The sequence below is a fragment of the Geomicrobium sp. JSM 1781026 genome, assembly GCF_041949955.1.
Taxonomy (GTDB): domain Bacteria; phylum Bacillota; class Bacilli; order Bacillales; family Marinococcaceae; genus Geomicrobium_A.
The window spans coordinates 133,681-153,099 of record NZ_JBHFQF010000008.1; the positions used below are offsets into that span (position 1 = coordinate 133,681).

Genomic DNA, 19,419 nt, shown 5'->3' on the forward strand with positions numbered 1-19,419 from the left:
CTGTCTAAACGAGTGTTAGCCAACGGCGAAACAAATGTGCGGCCCAGCTTTGCGCTTCTTCTAGTTCACTATCATCAATTTTTTCTACACGCGGGTTTTGCTGTCCAAAATGTTCGACCCACTCACTAGCAATACGGGCATTCACTTCTGGATGAAATTGCAACGCATACGTGTTGCTTCCAATCCGAAAAGCTTGTTGTTCACATACATCTCCTCTACAGAGCTGCACAGCCTCTGTTGGTAGGGAAAATACATCTTCATGATATTGCATAAACTTCATTCGTTTCGGCAAATCAAAAAATAACGGATCTGATTGCGCAATTGAAGCTTTATGTATCAACGTTAATCCAAATTCCTTTGTTGGCATACGGGTAATCGCAGCCGAGAAAGCACTAGCAATCATTTGTCCACCCAAACATATACCTAGAATAGGTTTGCTTTTTTCATGAAACATTCGTATTAGCTGTTCGGTGCTTTCTATAAATGGATAGAGAGCTGCATCGTTAACACTCATCTCTCCCCCTAGAACGATGAGCGCTGTAAACCCGGCATCACTCGTTGGCAGCGCATCCCCTCGCTCAATTTGAATGGACTTATAAGGAATTTCCCCTTCGACTATATACGTTTCTAAATCGCCTAACGGAGAAATGTTGCTCGGTTGAATTACGAGTACAGTCAATGGATGTTCTCCTCTCTACGGTGACAGTCCTATTTATCGTATCACGTTTTTCTCGAGAATTTAATGAACTATCAGATTTTTATATACTTAAAGGTGGGCAGAGAAGGTTGCCCAGGTGCATTAAGTACGAGGGTATTCCTGTCCTAAATCTCCGCTTTTGACGTAGCTATGCACCCATAACGAGTGTCAATCCTCATCCACCACCACTCTTGCCTATTCCATCGAATATTGTGCAAAACAAAAAAACTCCTAAAGGCACTATGGCCTGTATAGGAGTTCTATACCGTCTCTGCCGCTTCTGCTTGGAACGCATCCAGGAGCGAGCGTACTTCGTCGGTTGAGTTGGAGTTCATGAGTTGGTTACGCAAATCGCTGGCACCACGGAAATCACGCACGTATATTTTGAAGAAGCGATGCAGCGGCTTGAACGCTCGTGATTCGACTTGATGATATTTGTCGTGCAAGTCGAGTTGCAGACGCAACAGGTCGAGCAATTCTTCGCTCGTATGCTCTCTCGGTTCTTTTTCGAACGCAAATGGGTTTGTGAAGATGCCACGACCAATCATGACACCATCTACACCGTATTTTTCAACGAGTTCTAATCCGACTTGTCGATTCGGAATATCTCCGTTAATGGTGAGTAACGTGTCTGGTGCAATCTCATCACGAAGCTTCTTGATCTCAGGGATGAGCTCCCAATGTGCTTCGACTTTACTCATTTCTTTCTTTGTTCGTAAATGAATGGATAAGTTCGCAATGTCTTGTTTTAGGACGTGGGTTAGCCAGTCCCGCCATTCGTCGACATACGTGTACCCGAGCCGAGTTTTCACACTGACTGGAAGCCCTCCTGCTTTCGCTGCCTGAATGAGTTCAGCCACTACATCCGGCCGACGAATGAGGCCGCTCCCTTTGCCATTACCTGCAACATTTTGCACGGGGCAACCCATATTCAAATCGATGCCACGAAAGCCTTCTTCTGCCATGCCAATACTCATTTGCTCAAAGAGCTCGGGCTTATCTCCCCATATATGCGCAACCATCGGCTGCTCATCTTCAGTAAACGTCAACCGTCCACGGACGCTTTGCTTCCCTTCCGGATGACAGTAGCTTTCAGAGTTCGTAAACTCTGTAAAAAACACATCCGGCCTTGCTGCTTCACTCACGACGTGACGGAATACAACATCGGTCACATCTTCCATAGGCGCAAGGATGAAAAACGGTCGTGGCAATTCACGCCAGAAATTGTCTTTCATACTCATCTCTTTCCTTTCGTAACGGTAGTGCTCTATATTTAGACTTCTATTTCATACAATTTAATTTCTTGCCCGCATCATTGTACCATATCAGGTGATAGGATTCACGCACCGTATCGCTCTATATAAAACGGTAATCATAAGCGAGCTAATGTAAGTAACGAATAATAATGTAAAAATATTGTAAATAGCATTCGTTATGTGATACAATAAATTAAATTATTAGTATAATCTGAATCGGAGGTTATTTCTTGAATCAAGACACAATACATTTCATTTCACTTATTAGCGATTGGTATCAGGCAATTATACAAAAAGACATTCAGAAAGCACAGAGGCTTCACTTGTTAATCAAACAAATGAAAGAGTACACTGCTACAGACCGTGATGTCTATAGGTATTATAAACTTGCTGATTTACGCTACTCATTAGGTCTAGAAATAAAAAATCGAAAACTTGCTGAAAAGAAAATTTCTGACATGGAAAATTGTATGACACGAAATCGTCAGTTAAACACTCTTTTTACATACCTTACTGGACAATATGAATTTAGAAATGGCAGCTTTGAACAAGCGTTGCGACATTATCAAGAGGCAGAGGATTCCATACAATTACTTAGCAACCCTTATGAAGTCGCAGATTTTTACCACAGGCTTGGCGAATGTTACTATCGAACTAATCAGAATAATGAAGCTATTGATTATTTAAAACGGGCAATATCTATATTTGAAAAGAACAGAATTTATGAATTAAGGCAGTTAGATAGCCAATCTCTCTTAGCTTCCGTATATACTGATAATTATGATTTTAACACTGCTGAACAACTTTTTAACCGTACATTGAATCGAACAAGTGAGTATTCATTTATTCACCCTATTGCCCTGTGTAATTACGCATTAAATCGGATCAAAGTACAACACTTCGATAAAGCGCTTGAAACATTTGAAAAATCTTTAACTTACAGTGAACATCATGACTCGTATATCGGAACGAAAAATAAGTACCAATTGGCTTTACTCTATATAAGAAATAGTAAAATCGATCAAGCACTAAAATATGCTCGGTTGGTTAAATTCGAAGCCCAATTAAATAACTACGATAACTATTATATACGCTATTGTTTTATCAGTGCATTGATAAAACAGGACAAGAACAGAGCCATAGAAATTATTAATAAGTTGAAATCACTTTCTGATTCTGATGCAGAGGAGATGATAAATGAGGTTTTGGAGGTGATCGGGGACCAGAATACCACTATTGCAAGGACAATGCAGCAGATTACATCAGATATTAAACTAAATGTATATCAAAGGAGTGTATTTAGCACATGAAAAAGTTCACAATAGCTATGGCATTTATTTTAGCATTCGCTTTTAGTTCAGCAGACACCTCTCTTGCATCCGAAATAGAACCTCTAGGAAAAGGCGAATCTGTCTTCAGCATCTCTCCTGACGGCAAAGGTGAGTCTGTTTTCAGCATTTCCCCTGATGGCAAAGGTGAGTCTGTTTTCAGCATTTCCCCTGATGGCAAAGGTGAGTCTGTTTTCAGCATTTCCCCTGACGGCAAAGGCGAGTCTGTTTTCAGCATTTCCCCTGATGGCAAAGGTGAGTCTGTTTTCAGCATTTCCCCTGACGGCAAAGGTGAGTCTGTTTTCAGCATCTCTCCTGACGGCAAAGGCGAATCTGTTTTCAGCATCTCCCCTGATGGCAAAGGTGAGTCTGTTTTCAGCATTTCCCCTGATGGCAAAGGTGAGTCTGTTTTCAGCATTTCCCCTGACGGCAAAGGCGAGTCTGTTTTCAGCATTTCCCCTGATGGCAAAGGTGAGTCTGTTTTTTAAACCCCTTCACTACCTCCATCTATTATGATAGAGATAGTTTTCTATTGTAAACGTTACTAGCAAACTACCTAACATAGTGATTATGTTAGGTAGTTTGCTAGTTTAATGAGAGTATTCTATTTCAAAACATTACATGCCTCCATTAAGAGGCCCAGAAATAGCCTACATACACCTCGCACTCCACTTCACCAACAAAATACCACTTCACACTAAACCCACCACATAAAGCATGCGCCTACCAACCGATGGTCACCATACCCTTAAATGAGAAGGCTAATTCCAATAACAATACCAACGACAATTGCGAAAAAGAATACGTACCGAATCGTGCTTTGCTTCGTTGTCATCGCTCGTTCTTTCGTCCGCGGCGGTACAATCGGAATGAAGATCATCGATAATATGAGAATTGTGACCGCAACCGTTACGATTTGCAACAAGTCAATGTTCATGTCAAGCACCCAAAATAATCCGAAAGCGATCGGGATACCAAGCGCAATTCCCCCCGCTGCTTTTAGTACGTGTCCACCATATTCTTTGGCACTCATTCGAACACCCTCTCCATTCAATTGAGAAGTTCTTATACTTACACGTACCTCAAATGAATTCTAAATAATCAGACAGTAGCTTTTCTCGCATTTGCCCTTTATACTAAAAAATGAGTACTTTAATTAAAGTACTATATTTCTATGGAGGTGTGCAGATGTCTGTTCAACTCTTCATCCTCGGGCAGTTAATGGAAAGCGACACATATCCTTATGAGTTAAAGAAAAAACTATCCGAGCCGATTCCCCTTGATCGTTTTGGCGGAATAACGGAGAGCAAATTGTATTATCACTTCGAATCATTAGAGAAAAAAGGATTCGTTGCACGTACTGAGGTTGTGAAGGAAGAAAATCGGCCTGATAAGCAGCTATTTCGAATTACGGAGCAAGGAAGGCACTCATTGCCGAAACAAATTTATTCTTTGTTTGAGAGATCCGAAGACATTCAAGGAATGATTGTGGGACTGTCAAATCTCCACCATGTCGACACAGATCAAGTGATTGCGATTCTCCAGAAGAAAATCGATAAAATAAATACCGATTGGCAAGAAATTACACAATATCGCAATCACCCAATCGACAGTGTTGAAGAGTTACGCTTGTTTCTAGACAGCTATCTCGTCAGTCACCATGAACATAAGATTACTTGGTTAGAAAACTTAATTCACTGGTTAAAAACAGGAGGGTATCCGAATGAATAATGTTTACGTAATTACAGGTGGTACAGGCGGTATGGGAAAGGCGACGGCTGAGCAGGTTGGTTCACTTGGCACGGTTTTGTTAGCGGATATGAATGAAGCGCGGTTGCAAGAAACGAAACAGCATTTACTTGAAAAAGGGATTACGGATGTTCATTACCAAACGGTTGATATTACGAATCGTCAAGACGTACAAGCATTGGCAGATCGTGCGGCTTCTTTAGGGAAGTTACGGGCACTCATTCATACGGCTGGGGTCTCTCCGACAATGGGAGATGCAAGGCAAATGCTTAACGTCAATCTTGTTGGCACAGGTATCATTTTGGACAGCTTTTACCCACTTGCAGAAGAAGGAACTGCGGTCGTTTGTATCTCATCGATGAGTGCTCACAATCCGCCAAAAGAGGGACCATACACTCCGTTACTAAAGCAACCGTTAGCAGAAGATACGGTTGAACAGCTACTTCCAATGACCGAAGATAATTCTGGCAGTGCTTACGCTTTATCGAAGTTGGGGGTACTGCTTATTGTGGAAGAACAAGCGCTCGCTTGGGGGAAAAAAGGCGCACGGATCGTATCCGTTTCACCGGGCTCAATTAATACGCCAATGGGCAAGCAAGAAGCAGAAGGCCAACCGATGATGGCAAAGATGCTGGACGTGACGCCTTTGCAACGTTTTGGTGAGGCTGAGGAAATTGCCTCAGCCGTCACTTTTCTAGTTAGCGATCAAGCTTCATATATTACTGGAACAGATTTACGTGTCGACGGCGGAACAACCCCGAGCGTCGCAAAAATGCTTAAGGAACAAGGGTAAATTGACAGCCAGGATAGATGAGGTGCTACGAGCACTTTATTTATCCTTTTCTTTGCTCGTAATGACCGCAATGACTAGCAATGCAGCTCCCCCGAATGCAAGAACGATGCTCAGAAAATAAGGAACAGTACCAGAGATTTGCGATAGCGTAGCGAGCAAACGAGACTCAGAATAATCCCCAAGATGAGGCGAATACGTAGCTATGGCCACGTGCATGAAGCCGAGTAGCATCAAACCACTAGCAAATAGTAAGCTGCCGATTACTGTTAAGTATCCCAATTTAAACACCTCCAAATTTATAGGGGGATTTATGCCCGCATACGATCACGACTCGCACTAGTTACCATTGTTATGCTAAGCATTGAGGTCAGCCGCGAGCAATTGCTTGATTCTGAAGGTGATCACGCAACACGTCGGCTTGTGCCATTGCCATTCGGTCGTCATGAATGTCGCCGGGTTTACTGGCGTGACCGATGATGTATGAAGTAAATGACTGTACACCTAAAAATTGAAACGCCAAGTTGAACTGCTCGATCATCGGTAATGCTTTTAACCGAGGGTTATCTCCCCCAACAGTGACGACGATTGTTTCCATCTTTTGCAAACTTGTTTTCAATTCCTCTCCGTACCGCTCATCCCGAACTGCTCCGCTAAACCGGTCGATCATATTTTTCATCGGACCGCTCATCCCGTACCAATATAAGGGCGTAGCAAAAATAATCAGATCACTCGTTAAGCATAGATCAACAATTTCCTTGAAATCGTCATTCACAGGATCAAAGCCACCCTCGTCATGCCGTTGATCAATAATCGGCTGAATGTTCAAGTCTGACAAATAAACACTCCGATGATCGATCCCTTTCATCATGCGCTCCACGAGCAATTCTGTATTGCCCATACGACGTGTGCTCCCATAAATCGTTGCAATTCTCATCCAAATCCCTCCAAAGAACTTTGTTGTTTCTTCATAGTACGGTATACTATCCATTAATAAAAACGAATAATTATGATGTTATCTATTACTATTTTCGATTTAGAGGTGTTGTATGGATATTAAACAATTAACAACGTTTCAAGAAGCGGCCGAAAGCCTGAACTTGACGCAAACTGCGAAGAAACTGAAATACTCACAATCCAATGTGACCGCACAAATCAAAGGTTTAGAACAAGAGCTTGGCGTACCTCTATTTGAGCGACTTGGGAAACGCATCCACCTCACCGATTCAGGCCATACCTTTAAACGGTACGCAGATCAGATGATCGCGACAAATCGAGAAGCGAAACTCGCTTTACACGATGATGAGAGGTCCGGAACGATCATTGTCGGTGCTCAAGAGAGTCAATGTACGTACCGACTTATGCCAATTTTGAAATCGTTTAAAAAAGCCTATCCAAAAGTCAAAGTCATTTTCAAACCCGCCCACTCCGACGAACGAGCAAGGCAGCAAATTGTAAACGGCGCTCTCGACATTGCATTCATCATGGACCGCTCAAAGCCTGCAGCACAATTGAACACGGAGACACTTATAGAAGAGACACTTGTGCTCGTTGCCTCACCAGATCATCCGCTTACAGAGAATTCGCATATCTTTCCGAACGACTTACGAGACGTCACCGTCCTGTTAACAGAAAAAGGGTGCTCTTATCGAGAGATTCTAGAGCAATTCATACAGCCGCAGGGCATAGAACCAAACAATCAAATCGAGTTTGTTAGTATAGAAGCGATCAAACAATGTGTGATGGCTGACCTTGGCATTGCGATTCTACCTAAAATGGCTGTAACTCGCGAGCTATACAATGGGGAAATGAAAGCACTCGCTTGGACACCTCCCATCGCCCCGATGTACACCCATCTAGCATGGCATAAAGATAAACGCCTCACCGTGCCGCTTCAAGCTTTTATGAATCTGACGAGAGCGGCATTTATTTAACTACCCACCGCCTTCCAGTTTTTGCAATGGAAGGCTCTCTTGTTATTTACTTTATGTCACGCTAAACGTCCAAAACGATTCTTATTAGATAACACAACAAAATGAAGAGATCGATTATATGCCCGTACCCAAAGAACGTATCCTGTTTTCATAATCACCCAAAGACATGATCACCTGTGCTAGCTTGATGTGAGAAATTCAAGCGAGTGAGAACTTTTTTCATATGTACAATCCAATAATGGAATGGTTATTTAGTCTATTGATCATGGTGTTTTTTTATCATTTTTGTTTACATACTCTTCTAGATGTTCACGTTTAATAGGTTCATAGCCTATACATTCAAGTGCATCGTAATTGTGATTGAGAATATAGCCTTTTAGTGGCATTCTACTTTGCCAAGATTGTAGCAACAGAATTTCTATTGAACGTAAGCTCGCAGTAAAAAAACCTTCCGTGCTCTCCCCAAGTCTAGCTGCTACCTATTTTCATACTAATCCATGAGGTCTTCTATACTTTGATTGTTAAAGACGTAAATACGATAGTCTTTAGACGGAAACTTTAAATAATCATTAAAGTAATATGAGTTTGATTCATGGGTGAAACAAGTTCCAAAGTCCATCCACTCGTCTGAGCTCCCTCGCTTTATATCATCCAAGACAGTTGGATACATACCATACACTAATGGCTCGCTCCCCACGTGGAAGCATTTTGTAAACTCCGTCCAATTTTTAGTTCATCGCTAACCCTCTTAGTGTTTGAGAAATGCACACTAAACAAATGGTACAAATACATTGATCATTAACTTCCTAAACAAGCCCTCTAATTATAAAGTGCAAAACGTCGATCGACGTCTTGCACCTGTTAAACATAAATAGTTGGCACTCCATACATTTAAAGAAAATCGTTTTTGTCTTGTGGAGAGACGATGTTCTCTTTAGCGAACACTGTATCATCCGTTGTAGCAGAACTTCCAACAAACAAAGCGACAACAACCAACACAGCAAATACTTTTTTAGTCATACTATTCAGCTCCTATTAGATAATTTCCTTTAGTCGCTTGCTGAGAAATATGCAAGTACGAAAGGGCTTTCTCATAATTCTCATTTAATTTGTAGTAATTGGATAAGTCTTCTGCTAATTCATTCATCTCAAAGAAAAGATGGTGCTCTTTTAATATCATAAAACCTCGATTAATTAATGATTCGTCAACTGTTCTTTCTAAATATAGACCACGTGTGACAGAGCACCTAGCTACATATTCTCTTAAACCTAAAGAATGGTCTTCTAGTTCTTTTTCTACACGTTCCAATAGTTCCTTCCCTTTATCATAAGCCCCTATTTTTAACAATGTATTTGCTAAATTATAACGTGTCTTAACACCGATGATTGTGTTCTTTTGACCTCCTGTGTCTAAAGCTTCACTATACAGATTGATTGCTTCATCAAGCCTTCCGTGGCGATATGAGTTGTTCGCTTTCCCACGAATAGCAAGAGATTTTGCGTAAGGTTCTTGCGTAGCTAACATAATCGCTTGATTCGAGTATTTGTCCGATCTATCGTAGTTCCCTGCTTCTGAATAAACACCAGACTTTAACATCAAAGCATTAATTTTTAGCTTCGTATGTCTTTGTGAGTTCTTAATCATTTCAAATGAATGATTAGCATAACTCAAAGCAGTTAAATTTTGATCCAATCGATAATATACGTGTGCTTGCCTAAAATAAAATTCTGCTTGCTCATTTATACTTACGTAAACGAGATACTTTTCGGCTTCTCGGTAATATGACAAAGCTTCTATGTATCTTTCTGTATTTGTTGCCAGCAGTCCCTCCATATAGTTATAAAGGTAATTTAGTGTGTTGTCTGTTTCTTCAACATCAACTACCTGAGCTGATATTTGGCCATCTAGCCGGTGTAGAATCTGATTTGCAAGCATTTGATGTTTAAAGTTTACTAAATCATAGTATGAAGTTACTTGTTTTGATATCGTATTGAATCGCATTAATTCAGTGATCTGGGCTTGCAATTCTTTAGCCTGCTCCAATTCATAATCAGACAGTAAATTTAACCACTCCCCAATAAGTGTTACCAACTTATTCTCTAATTCTTTAGACAAAAACCAACACCCTTTCAACCAATTGAATAACTGAATACTAAGAAATATTCCCCATTATCTACTCTACACTATACAGATCAAAATTGCACTTTATATTCTAAATTTATAGATAAATATATTTTTTCTTCACTCCTTATTCAGAAATAAAAACTAATCTTGAACATATACAATATACAGTGCCAGCTATTATGGAGGGGATTATGTCTACATACATTTATTTAGCTTCGGGTTTCTTTAATGAACAGCAATTGCAGAAAGTTGAAATTACCGAGGACATTTTGCGTTGGAAAGGACTTCGGCTGTTTAGTCCCACGAGAGCATCAGAATGAACAATTTGAATTCGGGTCACTGGAATGGCGCAGCGTCACCTTCGATGACGACCGAGTAGCGATACGATACGCTGACGCCGTCGTCGCCATTTATGATGAGCAAGACCCTGGCACGATGTGGGAAATTGGGTATGCCTATTCACACGAAAAACCGATCATCATCCTCCATACTATTTCTGAACCCGTCAATATCATGATTACCGAAAGCCTGCACGCTTACCTTCGCTCCTTCAAAGAACTACAAATGTATTCTTTCAAACAATTACGAACCATCCCGTATCGAGGAGAGGTGACATAATATACTGATTTATGTTAATCTTACAGACAAATCGTTAACACGTGGTCACGGAGAATGACTAAAAGCTTGAGTACTATTGTATAAATGTTCAATTTAACACTTCCGAACATGTGGGTGACTCGCATGATGTTCTATCCTTAGAAAAACGGTAGCATTCGTTCTTGGCAATATCGTATTCTTTCTTGATTAAGTATCTTGGAATGCTAAGAGTAATCCCACTGCTCACTACTACCATTAAGGTAAATATGACATAAGAGGCTTTATGATGAAAAGGAGTGAGTCAACATCGACCCGAAAAAAGCTCCGATCACTCGCACAACGATTTAAATGGTTAGCCATTGCCTTTGGCTCAATCACCGTAGTCATTGCATTTATGAATGTATTTCAAATCGGGAAACGAACGATCGACGCTCAATCGTCCGCAGCTTTGGGTATCAGCTGCTTAGCATTGTCCTTCGCCTTAAAAGGACATGCGCAAAGAAAGATTAACCTACAATCATAGCCGTTTATTTAAATATCATCTTGCCAACGCAATCAATCTACATAGGTGGAGTATGCGACTATTTACTCTACCTCATCTTCTTCTGGGTTCATATGAATCTTCTCTTCCTCTTGTTCATTTCCTGAAGGCCCTTCCTCATCCCCTGGTGACCAGATCGTGATGGGCGCAATCATGAACAGTAGCACAACGACTGCTGGTATAGGAATAAAGATCTTTTTCAAAAAAGTGCGCCGACGATGTTGCTTTCTAGCTTCTTTCACTGCTTCGTGTGCATAAGCCAAGCCTTTCATTCGCGCTTCTTCTTTCATTGACGGCTTCCTAGCTGTCAGCTTTGATTTAAAGGACTTCCAATCTGTAGGTCGCTGCTCATCCTTCATCCTGCTCTGCCTCCTTACGTGCGAGATCCATCAATTTCTTCTGCGCCCGATACTGGAGCGCCTGAACCGATTTGTATGAACGCTTCATCACTTCTGCTGTTGACTCTAGAGAGTTCTCCTCCACAAAACGAAGGAATAGTACCATGCGGTATTGTTCAGGTAACTGCTGTAACAACGAGATCGTTTCATCGTAACTTTCCTTTGCTGTAACTTGTCGGTCAACAGACGCCCGTTGTGGCATCCTAAGTTCTAAGTCCTCTAACCTTTTTTTTAGAAAACGTTGACGTTTCTGTTTCCTGGATTGGTCTATGATTGCACGGTAGGCGATTGAGAATAACCACGTTTTAAAAGAAGATTGCCTCTTAAATTTATGTAAACCCTGCATTGATTTCCAAAAAACCGTTTGCGTTAACTCTTCTGCATCGTGGTAATCTCCGAGATGAACATAAGCATAGCGAAAAACCGAGTCCACATACTTAAAATATAGTTGCTCAACTGCCCCATCATCCCCGCCCAAAGCTTGCTCTACAAGAATATCATCCTCATACATCGTAGCTACCCTCCCTCTTTGGTTTAGACGCTTAATTGCATTTATTATTGCATTTTGTTTCAAAAATCAAAAACCAAGTCAATAGTAATTGACTTGGTCGACATTTATGCTGCTTACATATCTCTCCATCCACTAAAAACTACATTAACATTATCTAAGTTCTGTATAGCAAATTGGTAGTCCTGTGTTTGTGTTATATTCATTGTTCTTGTACTCGACCCCCCAGAATCAGTGAGATAGTAAAAAGTGCCGTCACTACCAACCGCACCAATTCTAGCATCGTTAACTCCAGTCCATGTCAAATTCCAATTTATTGTGCTTCCCTCTATTTTACTAGCAACGGTAGAAAAAACAACGCGTTGGCCTGATTGGATATTCTGGCTAATATTTAATACATCATCTGGTAATATTTGATCGTCATCCAATATAACTAATTCTTCTAATTCCTCTTGAGTTAGTTTAACACTACTTGGATTTTCACTGTCGTACATTGCATTAACATTATTCGAGAACCCCATGTTTAAAACAAACAATAGCGCTAGAGCAAATGACCCTGTAATTATACACCTCTTTACGAATGTCAATATGACAACCTCCCTTATTTTATTTTCAAGCCCTACCAGTTAATACCTCCTTCCCAATATTTAAGTAGGACTCTAACTAAAATCTACCATATTCTTATTTATTTTTCAAATATGAATTTTTAGAAAATATTTTTTTAAAAATAAACACAACAAATGATCTAAGCCTGCGTCTAAACATTTGAGGGCTTTTAAAAAATATCTAGGAGGATTAGATTATGTCAAAATGGCTTCTTTACCCAACAACGATCATCAGTAGTGCACTCCTACTTGGAATCTCAACAGATGATAAAGCCACCGACCCCGCTGAAATTTCCAATGAAGTTGAGGCTACTGAAGTGGAAGTCGTACCGATTGAAGAAGCGACATCAGAAGAGATCCAAACCCATCAGAATCGTTTTTCAGAATCAACAAATGCGGACAGTGTACAGGTAAATTCATTTGGGTACGACACGGTAACTGAAGAGCCTGTCAAAGTAACCGCACTGGAAGAAGCAGAGGAAGTGATTTATCGTGAAGTTACTGATTAAATGAGAATAGTTTGGCCTAATCGATCCCTAGCCAATTTTTGCTAGGGCTCTTTGTCTTTACAAAGCGAAAATTTTATTCCCTCCCGATAGAAATTCTAGTTCCTCATTCAACTTCAAATATATACCTTGTCAATATTTGTCTAATTTTAGCTATACAGAGAGAAAAATCGTTAGAAATTGCAATTATTGTAGGAATATAAATGTAAATCGCTTATCATATACACTAGAAAAGCACTAGACCTTTACGTCTTATATGTAGGTGAAGCCATGAATCAAAACTCACAAATTGCGTTGCTAGATAAAATGAAAATGTGGTTTAAGTTTGTCGGATTGTTAGACATTGATCAAGCGGAACAATACCGCTCTAGCATTCGTTCTAAATTACAGAACGAACCATTACCAGAAGCCTTTGAGTCGATCTACAGCCTTGTTGAATTTCGCCACCAATTAGTGATCGGTACTTTGCGAAATCATCCTATCCGGCAAAAAGAATACTTGGTTGATGCTGTCGGAGAAATGTTTTTTAATGATTTTCACAAGTACCTGTTCTTCTCAAACCAAGGAATCATACATTTTAACAATAATAATTATATGACCGCTTTGGACTGCTACCGTGAGGCAGAAACAGCACTTATTGATCTTGACTCCATTGAACAGGCCAACTTCTACTATCGGTTCGGGCAAATCTATTATCGACTTCATCAAAACATTGCTGCCTTTAGTTACTTCGAGTCGGCAGCTTTCATCTATGAATTAGAACCGCCATTACGTTATAAACTTGCAAACTGTCAAAACTACATTGCAGCAATCTATTCAGAGTTAAGTCAGATAGAAGATGCAGAGCGGATGTTTTTAAAGGCAATGGAAACCTCAAAGGGGATCACCAACACAACAGGGATCGTAAAGCGCACATATGGACTACACCTAATGCGTTATAAGCATTACCACCATGCGAAGCAAGTCATAATATCCTCTCTTGATGATATGAGTAATAACACGACTCTCCAAATAAAATCGAATTTTAATTTAGCTGTCATTCATATACGATTAGGAGAGATCGAGCTTGGTCTTACTAAGTTATCCGCACTAAAAAGCTCCCTTAATCGATTTCATCTTGTCGAACAACAAGCAAAACTTATCATTCTTGAAGGATTATTCCATAAAATGGGGGTGTGCTACGAAACGATTGATCAAGGAATAGATATGATGGTTGAACGTGAATTGTATTTTGAAGCTCATGAAGCTTGTGAGTCTGTCTCTGAAATACTTGAGTCACAATTTAATCAGACGAGCAAAGCGCTAGTATATTTACGACAATCCATGGAATTTGCAAGAAAATTAAACCATATAGGGGGTAGCTAATCATGAAAAAAATTAGTTCATCATTATTCGTATTAGTGCTTGCGATAAGTATGTTGTCGGGATTCTCATCGATGGACGGGTCGTTAGAAGACGGGGTAAGCACGAACTCTATATCGGTAAACGATGCAACTCCGGATGATAAAGCTGATGGCGAAGATTAAAAACCAGGAAAGAGGAAGCATCTGTTCTAAGATTGTTTCCTCTTTTTTTGCAACAATATCTTTAAATGTATTCATCTTCTTTTTTCGGATGGCCCGTTACATTCACGACAAGGACTAGCTAATGCAAATAGAAACCTCAGTTATCGCCACTCTCCATTTTGAAAACCATGACCCCAGTAGCTATGAGTGATCCTACAATAATAACAACACTCACGATCGCCGTCCACGTTTCTCCTATCAACCCTTCCAACAGTGGTCCTAGCAATAGAACAACGCCAACAACGATGAGCATGGGTCCAATTGTTTTTGCTACTCGGTCTCTAGAGCTCGTGACTAGATCTTCTGAAAAGCCAACCCAAATGAATGAGAGCAAGTGTAACTTCTTCTTTACACCAATTAAAAATCCTATCATTATCAAAAATACTCCTAGTATATATGCGATGGCACTCATAAAACTGCCCCCCTTTGCGCAATTGAAGATGCTCGTTTTTGAAGTCTTTTTGCATCATTCCGTGTGCTAAGCTTCTCTCTAACTACGGTTTTACTCCCAGAAAAGATTCAAAATAGTCAATCATCCCCTTCACAAAATTGAACTATGCTAAATATAGATCCCATTAAGTTATTCATGATTTTTTAAAGCCCTCCCTCTTTGCAAACTTTCTCGTTACGCTCTGCAAAGCGAGTTAAATGCTTAATACCATTGAAGTTAATCCGTTGTTTTATCGATGGATGTGAATGGGTATTGGTTTCTAACAAACAGTATGTCTTCTTACCAATTTAAGCTGGCCTTTTTAACACCTCGAGTTCTTTAAGTATCTTGATTGGGTCACCAACTAACCCGCACTGAAAAGGGAGGTTTCCAATACGTAAACTGTTGCCATTAATCCTAATAATTTTTTTAGTCGCGTGTAACGACGATGACTTATCCATTTTCTCTGGTAATGTAACGGAAATAACGTCCGCAAACAATAATTTTAAGTGGGTTTATGTTGAACAAGAAAATGAAGGGAATGAAGACGAAAATACCATTATCTTCTCCGTTCCACCTGAGATGCATGAAGAAATTGAAGTAGGTGATGATATTACCGTTTACTATGACGAGTTTGTCGGCAGAAATGATTCTTTACCGCCGCAGCAATTTGGCGTTGAGAGAATTGAGTTCACTGGGAATTGATGATTGCACCCTACCCCCAAGCCGCTCAGCTCACAAACCGAAATGCGGAAAGCCCGAATGACGGGGACTGACTTGCGTGATCTATAATTATTAATGAAAAAAACCGCCCGCAAAGCGGACGGCTCACTACTTTATTCTACGGTAACGCTCTTAGCGAGGTTACGTGGTTTATCTACGTCACAGCCGCGGTGAAGGGCTGCGTAGTAAGAAATGAGTTGGAGCGGGATGACGGATACGAGCGGTGTCAAGTAGTTGTGCACGTTCGGTACAACGACTTGGTCATCTGGGCGGTGCGTGCCTTCCATGCTGACGACGCACGGGTTGGCGCCGCGGGCAACGACTTCTTGGAGGTTGCCGCGAATGTTCAGGTTGACGCTCTCTTGAGTAGCCAGTGCGATGACCGGTGTTCCTTCTTCGATGAGCGCGATCGTGCCGTGCTTTAATTCGCCACCGGCAAAGCCTTCGGCTTGGATATATGAGATTTCTTTAAGCTTTAGTGCGCCTTCTTGAACGACGTGATAGTCAAACCCTCTTCCGATAAAGAAAGCATTGCGCGTCTCTAGCAAGAAGTCGCGGGCGATCTGCTCCATGTCGTCTTTGGAATCGGTGAGTGTCTCCATGGCATTGGCAACGATGCTCAATTCATGGATCGCATCAAAGTCACTGTCAATCCCCGCTGCTTGGGCAGCATCCATCGCCAAGATCGATAATACCGCCATTTGCGCCGTGTATGCTTTCGTTGAAGCGACGGCAATTTCTGGACCGGCATACGTGTACAAGGCGTGATCAGCTTCACGGTCAAGTGTTGAGCCAGGAACATTGGTGATCGTTACTGACGGATGTCCCGCTCGTTTGACGTTTACGAGCACGCCGCGGCTGTCTGCCGTTTCTCCACTTTGAGAAATGAAGATGAACAGCGGTTGTTTTGACAAGAGTGGCTGGTTGTATAGAAATTCGCTTGCGATATGCACTTCAACGGGAATACCCGCAACATTCTCAAGCAATTCTTTACCGACAAGGCCAGCGTGATAACTCGTGCCCGCAGCAATAATATAAATACGGTCCGCTTCAGTTACAGCTGAACGAATATCTTTGGACAGTTTAATCTCATTGTCTTCATCTTGGTACTGCTGGATGATGTTTCGGATGACGAATGGCTGCTCATCGATCTCTTTGAGCATGAAGTGTGCATACGTCCCTTTCTCCGTGTCGCTCTCATCCAATTCTGCTTCGAATGATTCGCGCTCAACCGGCGTACCGTCCAGCTTTTTGATTTGGACTCCATCACGATTTAAGATGACCATTTCTTCATCGATCAGTTCAACAAACGTTTTCGTCACATGAAGCATCGCCATTGAGTCAGAGGCGACAACGTTGGCTTCGTCGCTAAGACCAACGAGCAACGGGCTCTTGTTCTTACCGACATAAATCGTGTCATGGTCCTCTTCATCAAGAAGGGCAATAGCGTAAGATCCTTCCAACAAAGCAAGCGTTTTTCGGAACGCTTCTTCTGTACGTAAGCCTGTTGCCGCAAACGTTTCGATAATCTGTACAATGACTTCTGTGTCTGTGTCACTGACAAGATTCACACCTTGAAGATACTCAGCTTTGAGCTCTTCAAAGTTCTCAATCACACCATTGTGTACGAGTGTATAGCGCTCCGTTGTACTTTGGTGAGGGTGCGCATTCGTAATGTTGGGTACACCGTGCGTCGCCCAACGTGTATGACCGACACCAATTGTGCCTTTCGGGTCTTGAATGTCTGCTTTTTCACGAAGGGTCGCGATGCGTCCCTTTTCTTTCACAACTTCTACGTGCTCGTCTACGATTGCGAGCCCTGCAGAGTCATATCCGCGATACTCAAGCTTTTCCAACCCTTTTAATAAAATATCTTTCACCGCTTGTGATCCTACATAGCCTACGATTCCACACATAAATGATTCCTCCATTATGGGGACGAGGACAATGCTGTTCACTGGGGACAGTTGTCACACGTCCCCGCTCCGTTTATTTAAATTCACATGTGCCAATGTGTGTTCTTTGTACGAAAAGTCGCCTCTTCGTTTTCAGTACACGCTTGCGGTCGTGACATACAACCGGGAGGTATCCGCCGATGTTCGATAAACCTCCTCCTCGTCAACTGTTTTATCTTCGTCCAAAACAGTCCGGGCGCTTATGAATCTTTTTTGTATGACCCCGATGCTCCTTTCTATGTTTGAATAACATGGCAATCGTACTACACGTTTGAGACGAGCGTCAATCAAAAAAGGGCTGAGTAGAAATCAGCCCCACAGTTAGTGTTATGACTGATTTCCGAGCTGCTCTTGAATGACTGCTGAAATCTCGTTTACATATTGTACGCATAGTGCGTCACTTTCTGCTTCGACCATCACACGAACGAGTGGTTCAGTCCCAGACGGACGAACGAGAACTCTGCCATTCCCATTCATTTGCGTCTCGACAGCTGCAATGATTTCTTTCACAGCATCGTTGTCTTGAACTGCGTGTTTATCAACGACACGAATGTTCTCTAATCTCTGTGGAAAGGTTTGAACTTCTGCAGCGAGCTCAGAAAGTTTCTTGCCTTTCACTTTCATGATATTCACAAGTTGCACAGCGGTTAACATGCCATCGCCCGTTGTTGTGTGATCGAGGAAAATAATGTGCCCAGATTGCTCACCACCAAGGCTGTATCCACCTTCACGCATTCTTTCCATCACATATTTATCACCAACGGCTGTTTGCGTTGACTGAATACCTGCTTGGTCTAACGCTTTGTATAACCCAAGGTTACTCATGACCGTCGTTACAATGGTATTGTGGGCAAGCATCGCTTCTTCTTTCAAGTACTTCCCGCAAATATAAAGGATCTTATCGCCATCTACGAGCTGTCCATTTTCATCAACAGCAATGAGGCGATCCGCATCTCCATCAAAGGCAAGCCCAATGTCGGCTTCTTTCTCACGCACGAGTTGTACGAGCTTTTCAGGGTGGGTAGAACCCACGCCGTCATTAATGTTCGTTCCATCTGGACTATTACCGATGGTGGAAATGTCTGCGTCTAAGTCTGCAAACATCCTCGGTGCGACAGAAGCAGCTGCACCGTGTGCGCAATCGAGGGCAATGTGGATGCCTGTAAACTCTTCATCACTCGTTTGTTTTAAATATTGAACGTACTTCTGGACACCTTCGTAGTAGCTACTTACACTTCCTAGACCGGTGCCTGTCGGACGTGGGAGCGTGTCTTCTTGATCAACAAGGGCTTCGATTTCTTCCTCTTGCTCTCGTGACAACTTAAATCCATCACTGCCGAAGAATTTAATGCCGTTGTCTTCTACTGGGTTGTGTGATGCGGAAATCATAATCCCTGCCTCCGCATTCACAGCTTTCGTAAGAAAGGCAACACCCGGTGTAGTGATGACACCAAGCTTCATAACTTCTGCACCAATCGAGAGCAGCCCTGAGACTAATGCGCCTTCAAGCATTGTTCCAGAAATTCTCGTGTCTCTCCCAATTAGCACTTTCGGCTGCTTGTCATCTTTGGCCAACACATACCCACCGGCACGCCCTAAGCGGAACGCTAACTCCGGGGTTAACTCTGTGTTTGCTACACCTCTTACACCATCTGTGCCAAAATACTTACCCATTTCAATATCTCTCCTTCATGCTTACCCTGTTATAAACT

General features: G+C 41.7%; 24 protein-coding genes. 11 read left to right on the forward strand and 13 right to left on the reverse strand.

Annotated elements, in window-relative coordinates; all coding sequences use genetic code 11:
• Nucleotides 1-4 precede the first annotated feature (4 nt).
• Both ACE1TF_RS15135 and ACE1TF_RS15140 read right to left on the reverse strand, forming a co-directional pair.
• Nucleotides 5-679, reverse strand: coding sequence for a type 1 glutamine amidotransferase (locus ACE1TF_RS15135; RefSeq protein ID WP_375017987.1), 675 nt, complete (start codon nucleotides 677-679; stop codon nucleotides 5-7).
• 278 nt (nucleotides 680-957) lie between these two features.
• Complete coding sequence (locus tag ACE1TF_RS15140; protein ID WP_375017989.1) at nucleotides 958-1,932, reverse strand: tRNA dihydrouridine synthase; 975 nt, start codon at nucleotides 1,930-1,932, stop codon at nucleotides 958-960.
• Nucleotides 1,933-2,183: 251 nt separating this feature from the next.
• Between ACE1TF_RS15140 and ACE1TF_RS15145 the strand changes: the two genes are divergently transcribed.
• Both ACE1TF_RS15145 and ACE1TF_RS15150 read left to right on the forward strand, forming a co-directional pair.
• On the forward strand, nucleotides 2,184-3,263 hold the full coding sequence (locus ACE1TF_RS15145; RefSeq protein ID WP_375017991.1) for a tetratricopeptide repeat protein: 1,080 nt from the start codon (nucleotides 2,184-2,186) through the stop codon (nucleotides 3,261-3,263).
• Nucleotides 3,260-3,769, forward strand: coding sequence for a TolB-like translocation protein (locus ACE1TF_RS15150; RefSeq protein WP_375017993.1), 510 nt, complete (start codon nucleotides 3,260-3,262; stop codon nucleotides 3,767-3,769). Before ACE1TF_RS15145 ends, ACE1TF_RS15150 begins: the two co-directional genes overlap by 4 nt.
• A 260-nt stretch (nucleotides 3,770-4,029) precedes the next feature.
• Here the strand turns inward: ACE1TF_RS15150 and ACE1TF_RS15155 are convergent, their stop codons facing one another.
• On the reverse strand, nucleotides 4,030-4,314 hold the full coding sequence (locus ACE1TF_RS15155; RefSeq protein ID WP_375017995.1) for a hypothetical protein: 285 nt from the start codon (nucleotides 4,312-4,314) through the stop codon (nucleotides 4,030-4,032).
• Between the two features lie 155 nt (nucleotides 4,315-4,469).
• Here ACE1TF_RS15155 and ACE1TF_RS15160 point away from each other — a divergent pair, with 155 nt between their 5' ends.
• On the forward strand, nucleotides 4,470-5,012 hold the full coding sequence (locus ACE1TF_RS15160) for a PadR family transcriptional regulator (protein WP_375017997.1): 543 nt from the start codon (nucleotides 4,470-4,472) through the stop codon (nucleotides 5,010-5,012).
• A complete protein-coding gene (locus ACE1TF_RS15165; protein WP_375017999.1) occupies nucleotides 5,005-5,823 on the forward strand; it encodes an SDR family oxidoreductase in 819 nt (272 codons plus the stop codon). Before ACE1TF_RS15160 ends, ACE1TF_RS15165 begins: the two co-directional genes overlap by 8 nt.
• A 36-nt stretch (nucleotides 5,824-5,859) precedes the next feature.
• On the opposite strand, the gene ACE1TF_RS15170 is transcribed toward ACE1TF_RS15165, so the two are convergent.
• On the reverse strand, nucleotides 5,860-6,102 hold the full coding sequence (locus tag ACE1TF_RS15170; RefSeq protein ID WP_375018001.1) for a hypothetical protein: 243 nt from the start codon (nucleotides 6,100-6,102) through the stop codon (nucleotides 5,860-5,862).
• Nucleotides 6,103-6,190: 88 nt separating this feature from the next.
• Nucleotides 6,191-6,757 carry a flavodoxin family protein gene (locus tag ACE1TF_RS15175; RefSeq protein ID WP_375018002.1) on the reverse strand — a complete coding sequence of 189 codons (567 nt, stop codon included), beginning with the start codon at nucleotides 6,755-6,757 and terminating at the stop codon, nucleotides 6,191-6,193.
• A 112-nt stretch (nucleotides 6,758-6,869) separates the two neighbouring features.
• Between ACE1TF_RS15175 and ACE1TF_RS15180 the strand changes: the two genes are divergently transcribed.
• Nucleotides 6,870-7,754: a LysR family transcriptional regulator gene (locus tag ACE1TF_RS15180; protein ID WP_375018004.1), complete on the forward strand. Its 885-nt coding sequence runs from the start codon at nucleotides 6,870-6,872 to the stop codon at nucleotides 7,752-7,754.
• A gap of 891 nt (nucleotides 7,755-8,645) precedes the next feature.
• Here ACE1TF_RS15180 and ACE1TF_RS15185 read toward each other — a convergent pair.
• Both ACE1TF_RS15185 and ACE1TF_RS15190 read right to left on the reverse strand, forming a co-directional pair.
• The gene (locus ACE1TF_RS15185; protein ID WP_255343595.1) at nucleotides 8,646-8,774 is read right to left on the reverse strand and encodes a hypothetical protein; all 129 of its coding nucleotides are present in this window, start codon (nucleotides 8,772-8,774) and stop codon (nucleotides 8,646-8,648) included.
• A 1-nt stretch (nucleotide 8,775) separates the two neighbouring features.
• Nucleotides 8,776-9,870, reverse strand: a complete 1,095-nt coding sequence (locus tag ACE1TF_RS15190) for a tetratricopeptide repeat protein (protein WP_375018006.1) — start codon at nucleotides 9,868-9,870, stop codon at nucleotides 8,776-8,778.
• Nucleotides 9,871-10,107: 237 nt separating this feature from the next.
• Here ACE1TF_RS15190 and ACE1TF_RS15195 point away from each other — a divergent pair, with 237 nt between their 5' ends.
• Nucleotides 10,108-10,497, forward strand: coding sequence for a nucleoside 2-deoxyribosyltransferase (locus ACE1TF_RS15195; RefSeq protein WP_375018008.1), 390 nt, complete (start codon nucleotides 10,108-10,110; stop codon nucleotides 10,495-10,497).
• A 265-nt stretch (nucleotides 10,498-10,762) separates the two neighbouring features.
• On the forward strand, nucleotides 10,763-10,999 hold the full coding sequence (locus ACE1TF_RS15200; protein WP_375018010.1) for a hypothetical protein: 237 nt from the start codon (nucleotides 10,763-10,765) through the stop codon (nucleotides 10,997-10,999).
• A 62-nt stretch (nucleotides 11,000-11,061) separates the two neighbouring features.
• Here the strand turns inward: ACE1TF_RS15200 and ACE1TF_RS15205 are convergent, their stop codons facing one another.
• From ACE1TF_RS15205 to ACE1TF_RS15215, 3 genes are all read right to left on the reverse strand, one after another.
• Nucleotides 11,062-11,376 (reverse strand): hypothetical protein, encoded by a 315-nt coding sequence (locus tag ACE1TF_RS15205; protein WP_375018012.1) that lies wholly within the window; start codon nucleotides 11,374-11,376, stop codon nucleotides 11,062-11,064.
• Nucleotides 11,366-11,926 (reverse strand): RNA polymerase sigma factor, encoded by a 561-nt coding sequence (locus ACE1TF_RS15210; RefSeq protein ID WP_375018014.1) that lies wholly within the window; start codon nucleotides 11,924-11,926, stop codon nucleotides 11,366-11,368. The genes ACE1TF_RS15205 and ACE1TF_RS15210 overlap by 11 nt, the downstream gene beginning before the upstream one ends.
• 113 nt (nucleotides 11,927-12,039) lie before the next feature.
• On the reverse strand, nucleotides 12,040-12,510 hold the full coding sequence (locus ACE1TF_RS15215; protein ID WP_375018016.1) for an immunoglobulin domain-containing protein: 471 nt from the start codon (nucleotides 12,508-12,510) through the stop codon (nucleotides 12,040-12,042).
• A 215-nt stretch (nucleotides 12,511-12,725) separates the two neighbouring features.
• Here ACE1TF_RS15215 and ACE1TF_RS15220 point away from each other — a divergent pair, with 215 nt between their 5' ends.
• From ACE1TF_RS15220 to ACE1TF_RS15230, 3 genes are all read left to right on the forward strand, one after another.
• The gene (locus tag ACE1TF_RS15220) at nucleotides 12,726-13,037 is read left to right on the forward strand and encodes a hypothetical protein (RefSeq protein ID WP_375018018.1); all 312 of its coding nucleotides are present in this window, start codon (nucleotides 12,726-12,728) and stop codon (nucleotides 13,035-13,037) included.
• A gap of 267 nt (nucleotides 13,038-13,304) precedes the next feature.
• Complete coding sequence (locus tag ACE1TF_RS15225) at nucleotides 13,305-14,399, forward strand: tetratricopeptide repeat protein (protein WP_375018020.1); 1,095 nt, start codon at nucleotides 13,305-13,307, stop codon at nucleotides 14,397-14,399.
• A 2-nt stretch (nucleotides 14,400-14,401) separates the two neighbouring features.
• Nucleotides 14,402-14,560 carry a hypothetical protein gene (locus tag ACE1TF_RS15230; protein ID WP_193744098.1) on the forward strand — a complete coding sequence of 53 codons (159 nt, stop codon included), beginning with the start codon at nucleotides 14,402-14,404 and terminating at the stop codon, nucleotides 14,558-14,560.
• Nucleotides 14,561-14,696: 136 nt separating this feature from the next.
• On the opposite strand, the gene ACE1TF_RS15235 is transcribed toward ACE1TF_RS15230, so the two are convergent.
• Nucleotides 14,697-14,972, reverse strand: coding sequence for a hypothetical protein (locus ACE1TF_RS15235; RefSeq protein WP_375018022.1), 276 nt, complete (start codon nucleotides 14,970-14,972; stop codon nucleotides 14,697-14,699).
• Between the two features lie 462 nt (nucleotides 14,973-15,434).
• Between ACE1TF_RS15235 and ACE1TF_RS15240 the strand changes: the two genes are divergently transcribed.
• The gene (locus ACE1TF_RS15240) at nucleotides 15,435-15,734 is read left to right on the forward strand and encodes a hypothetical protein (RefSeq protein WP_375018024.1); all 300 of its coding nucleotides are present in this window, start codon (nucleotides 15,435-15,437) and stop codon (nucleotides 15,732-15,734) included.
• Between the two features lie 131 nt (nucleotides 15,735-15,865).
• Here ACE1TF_RS15240 and glmS read toward each other — a convergent pair whose 3' ends face one another.
• Entirely contained in the window at nucleotides 15,866-17,668 is a 1,803-nt protein-coding gene (glmS, locus tag ACE1TF_RS15245) for a glutamine--fructose-6-phosphate transaminase (isomerizing) (RefSeq protein WP_375018026.1), read from the reverse strand.
• 366 nt (nucleotides 17,669-18,034) lie between these two features.
• The gene (gene glmM / locus ACE1TF_RS15250; protein WP_042401776.1) at nucleotides 18,035-19,381 is read right to left on the reverse strand and encodes a phosphoglucosamine mutase; all 1,347 of its coding nucleotides are present in this window, start codon (nucleotides 19,379-19,381) and stop codon (nucleotides 18,035-18,037) included.
• Nucleotides 19,382-19,419 lie beyond the last annotated feature (38 nt).

Excerpts from the sequence above, each read along its gene's own strand:
- ACE1TF_RS15225 (WP_375018020.1), top strand. The coding sequence starts at position 13,305 with ATGAATCAAAACTCACAAATTGCGTTGCTAGATAAAATGAAAATGTGG.
- glmM (WP_042401776.1), bottom strand. The coding sequence starts at position 19,381 with ATGGGTAAGTATTTTGGCACAGATGGTGTAAGAGGTGTAGCAAACACA.
- ACE1TF_RS15195 (WP_375018008.1), top strand. The coding sequence starts at position 10,108 with ATGAACAGCAATTGCAGAAAGTTGAAATTACCGAGGACATTTTGCGTT.
- ACE1TF_RS15235 (WP_375018022.1), bottom strand. The coding sequence starts at position 14,972 with ATGATAGGATTTTTAATTGGTGTAAAGAAGAAGTTACACTTGCTCTCA.
- ACE1TF_RS15200 (WP_375018010.1), top strand. The coding sequence starts at position 10,763 with ATGAAAAGGAGTGAGTCAACATCGACCCGAAAAAAGCTCCGATCACTC.
- ACE1TF_RS15155 (WP_375017995.1), bottom strand. The coding sequence starts at position 4,314 with ATGAGTGCCAAAGAATATGGTGGACACGTACTAAAAGCAGCGGGGGGA.
- ACE1TF_RS15230 (WP_193744098.1), top strand. The coding sequence starts at position 14,402 with ATGAAAAAAATTAGTTCATCATTATTCGTATTAGTGCTTGCGATAAGT.
- ACE1TF_RS15140 (WP_375017989.1), bottom strand. The coding sequence starts at position 1,932 with ATGAAAGACAATTTCTGGCGTGAATTGCCACGACCGTTTTTCATCCTT.
- ACE1TF_RS15210 (WP_375018014.1), bottom strand. The coding sequence starts at position 11,926 with ATGTATGAGGATGATATTCTTGTAGAGCAAGCTTTGGGCGGGGATGAT.
- ACE1TF_RS15160 (WP_375017997.1), top strand. The coding sequence starts at position 4,470 with ATGTCTGTTCAACTCTTCATCCTCGGGCAGTTAATGGAAAGCGACACA.
- glmS (WP_375018026.1), bottom strand. The coding sequence starts at position 17,668 with ATGTGTGGAATCGTAGGCTATGTAGGATCACAAGCGGTGAAAGATATT.
- ACE1TF_RS15175 (WP_375018002.1), bottom strand. The coding sequence starts at position 6,757 with ATGAGAATTGCAACGATTTATGGGAGCACACGTCGTATGGGCAATACA.
- ACE1TF_RS15220 (WP_375018018.1), top strand. The coding sequence starts at position 12,726 with ATGTCAAAATGGCTTCTTTACCCAACAACGATCATCAGTAGTGCACTC.
- ACE1TF_RS15205 (WP_375018012.1), bottom strand. The coding sequence starts at position 11,376 with ATGAAGGATGAGCAGCGACCTACAGATTGGAAGTCCTTTAAATCAAAG.
- ACE1TF_RS15150 (WP_375017993.1), top strand. The coding sequence starts at position 3,260 with ATGAAAAAGTTCACAATAGCTATGGCATTTATTTTAGCATTCGCTTTT.
- ACE1TF_RS15165 (WP_375017999.1), top strand. The coding sequence starts at position 5,005 with ATGAATAATGTTTACGTAATTACAGGTGGTACAGGCGGTATGGGAAAG.
- ACE1TF_RS15185 (WP_255343595.1), bottom strand. The coding sequence starts at position 8,774 with ATGACTAAAAAAGTATTTGCTGTGTTGGTTGTTGTCGCTTTGTTTGTT.
- ACE1TF_RS15180 (WP_375018004.1), top strand. The coding sequence starts at position 6,870 with ATGGATATTAAACAATTAACAACGTTTCAAGAAGCGGCCGAAAGCCTG.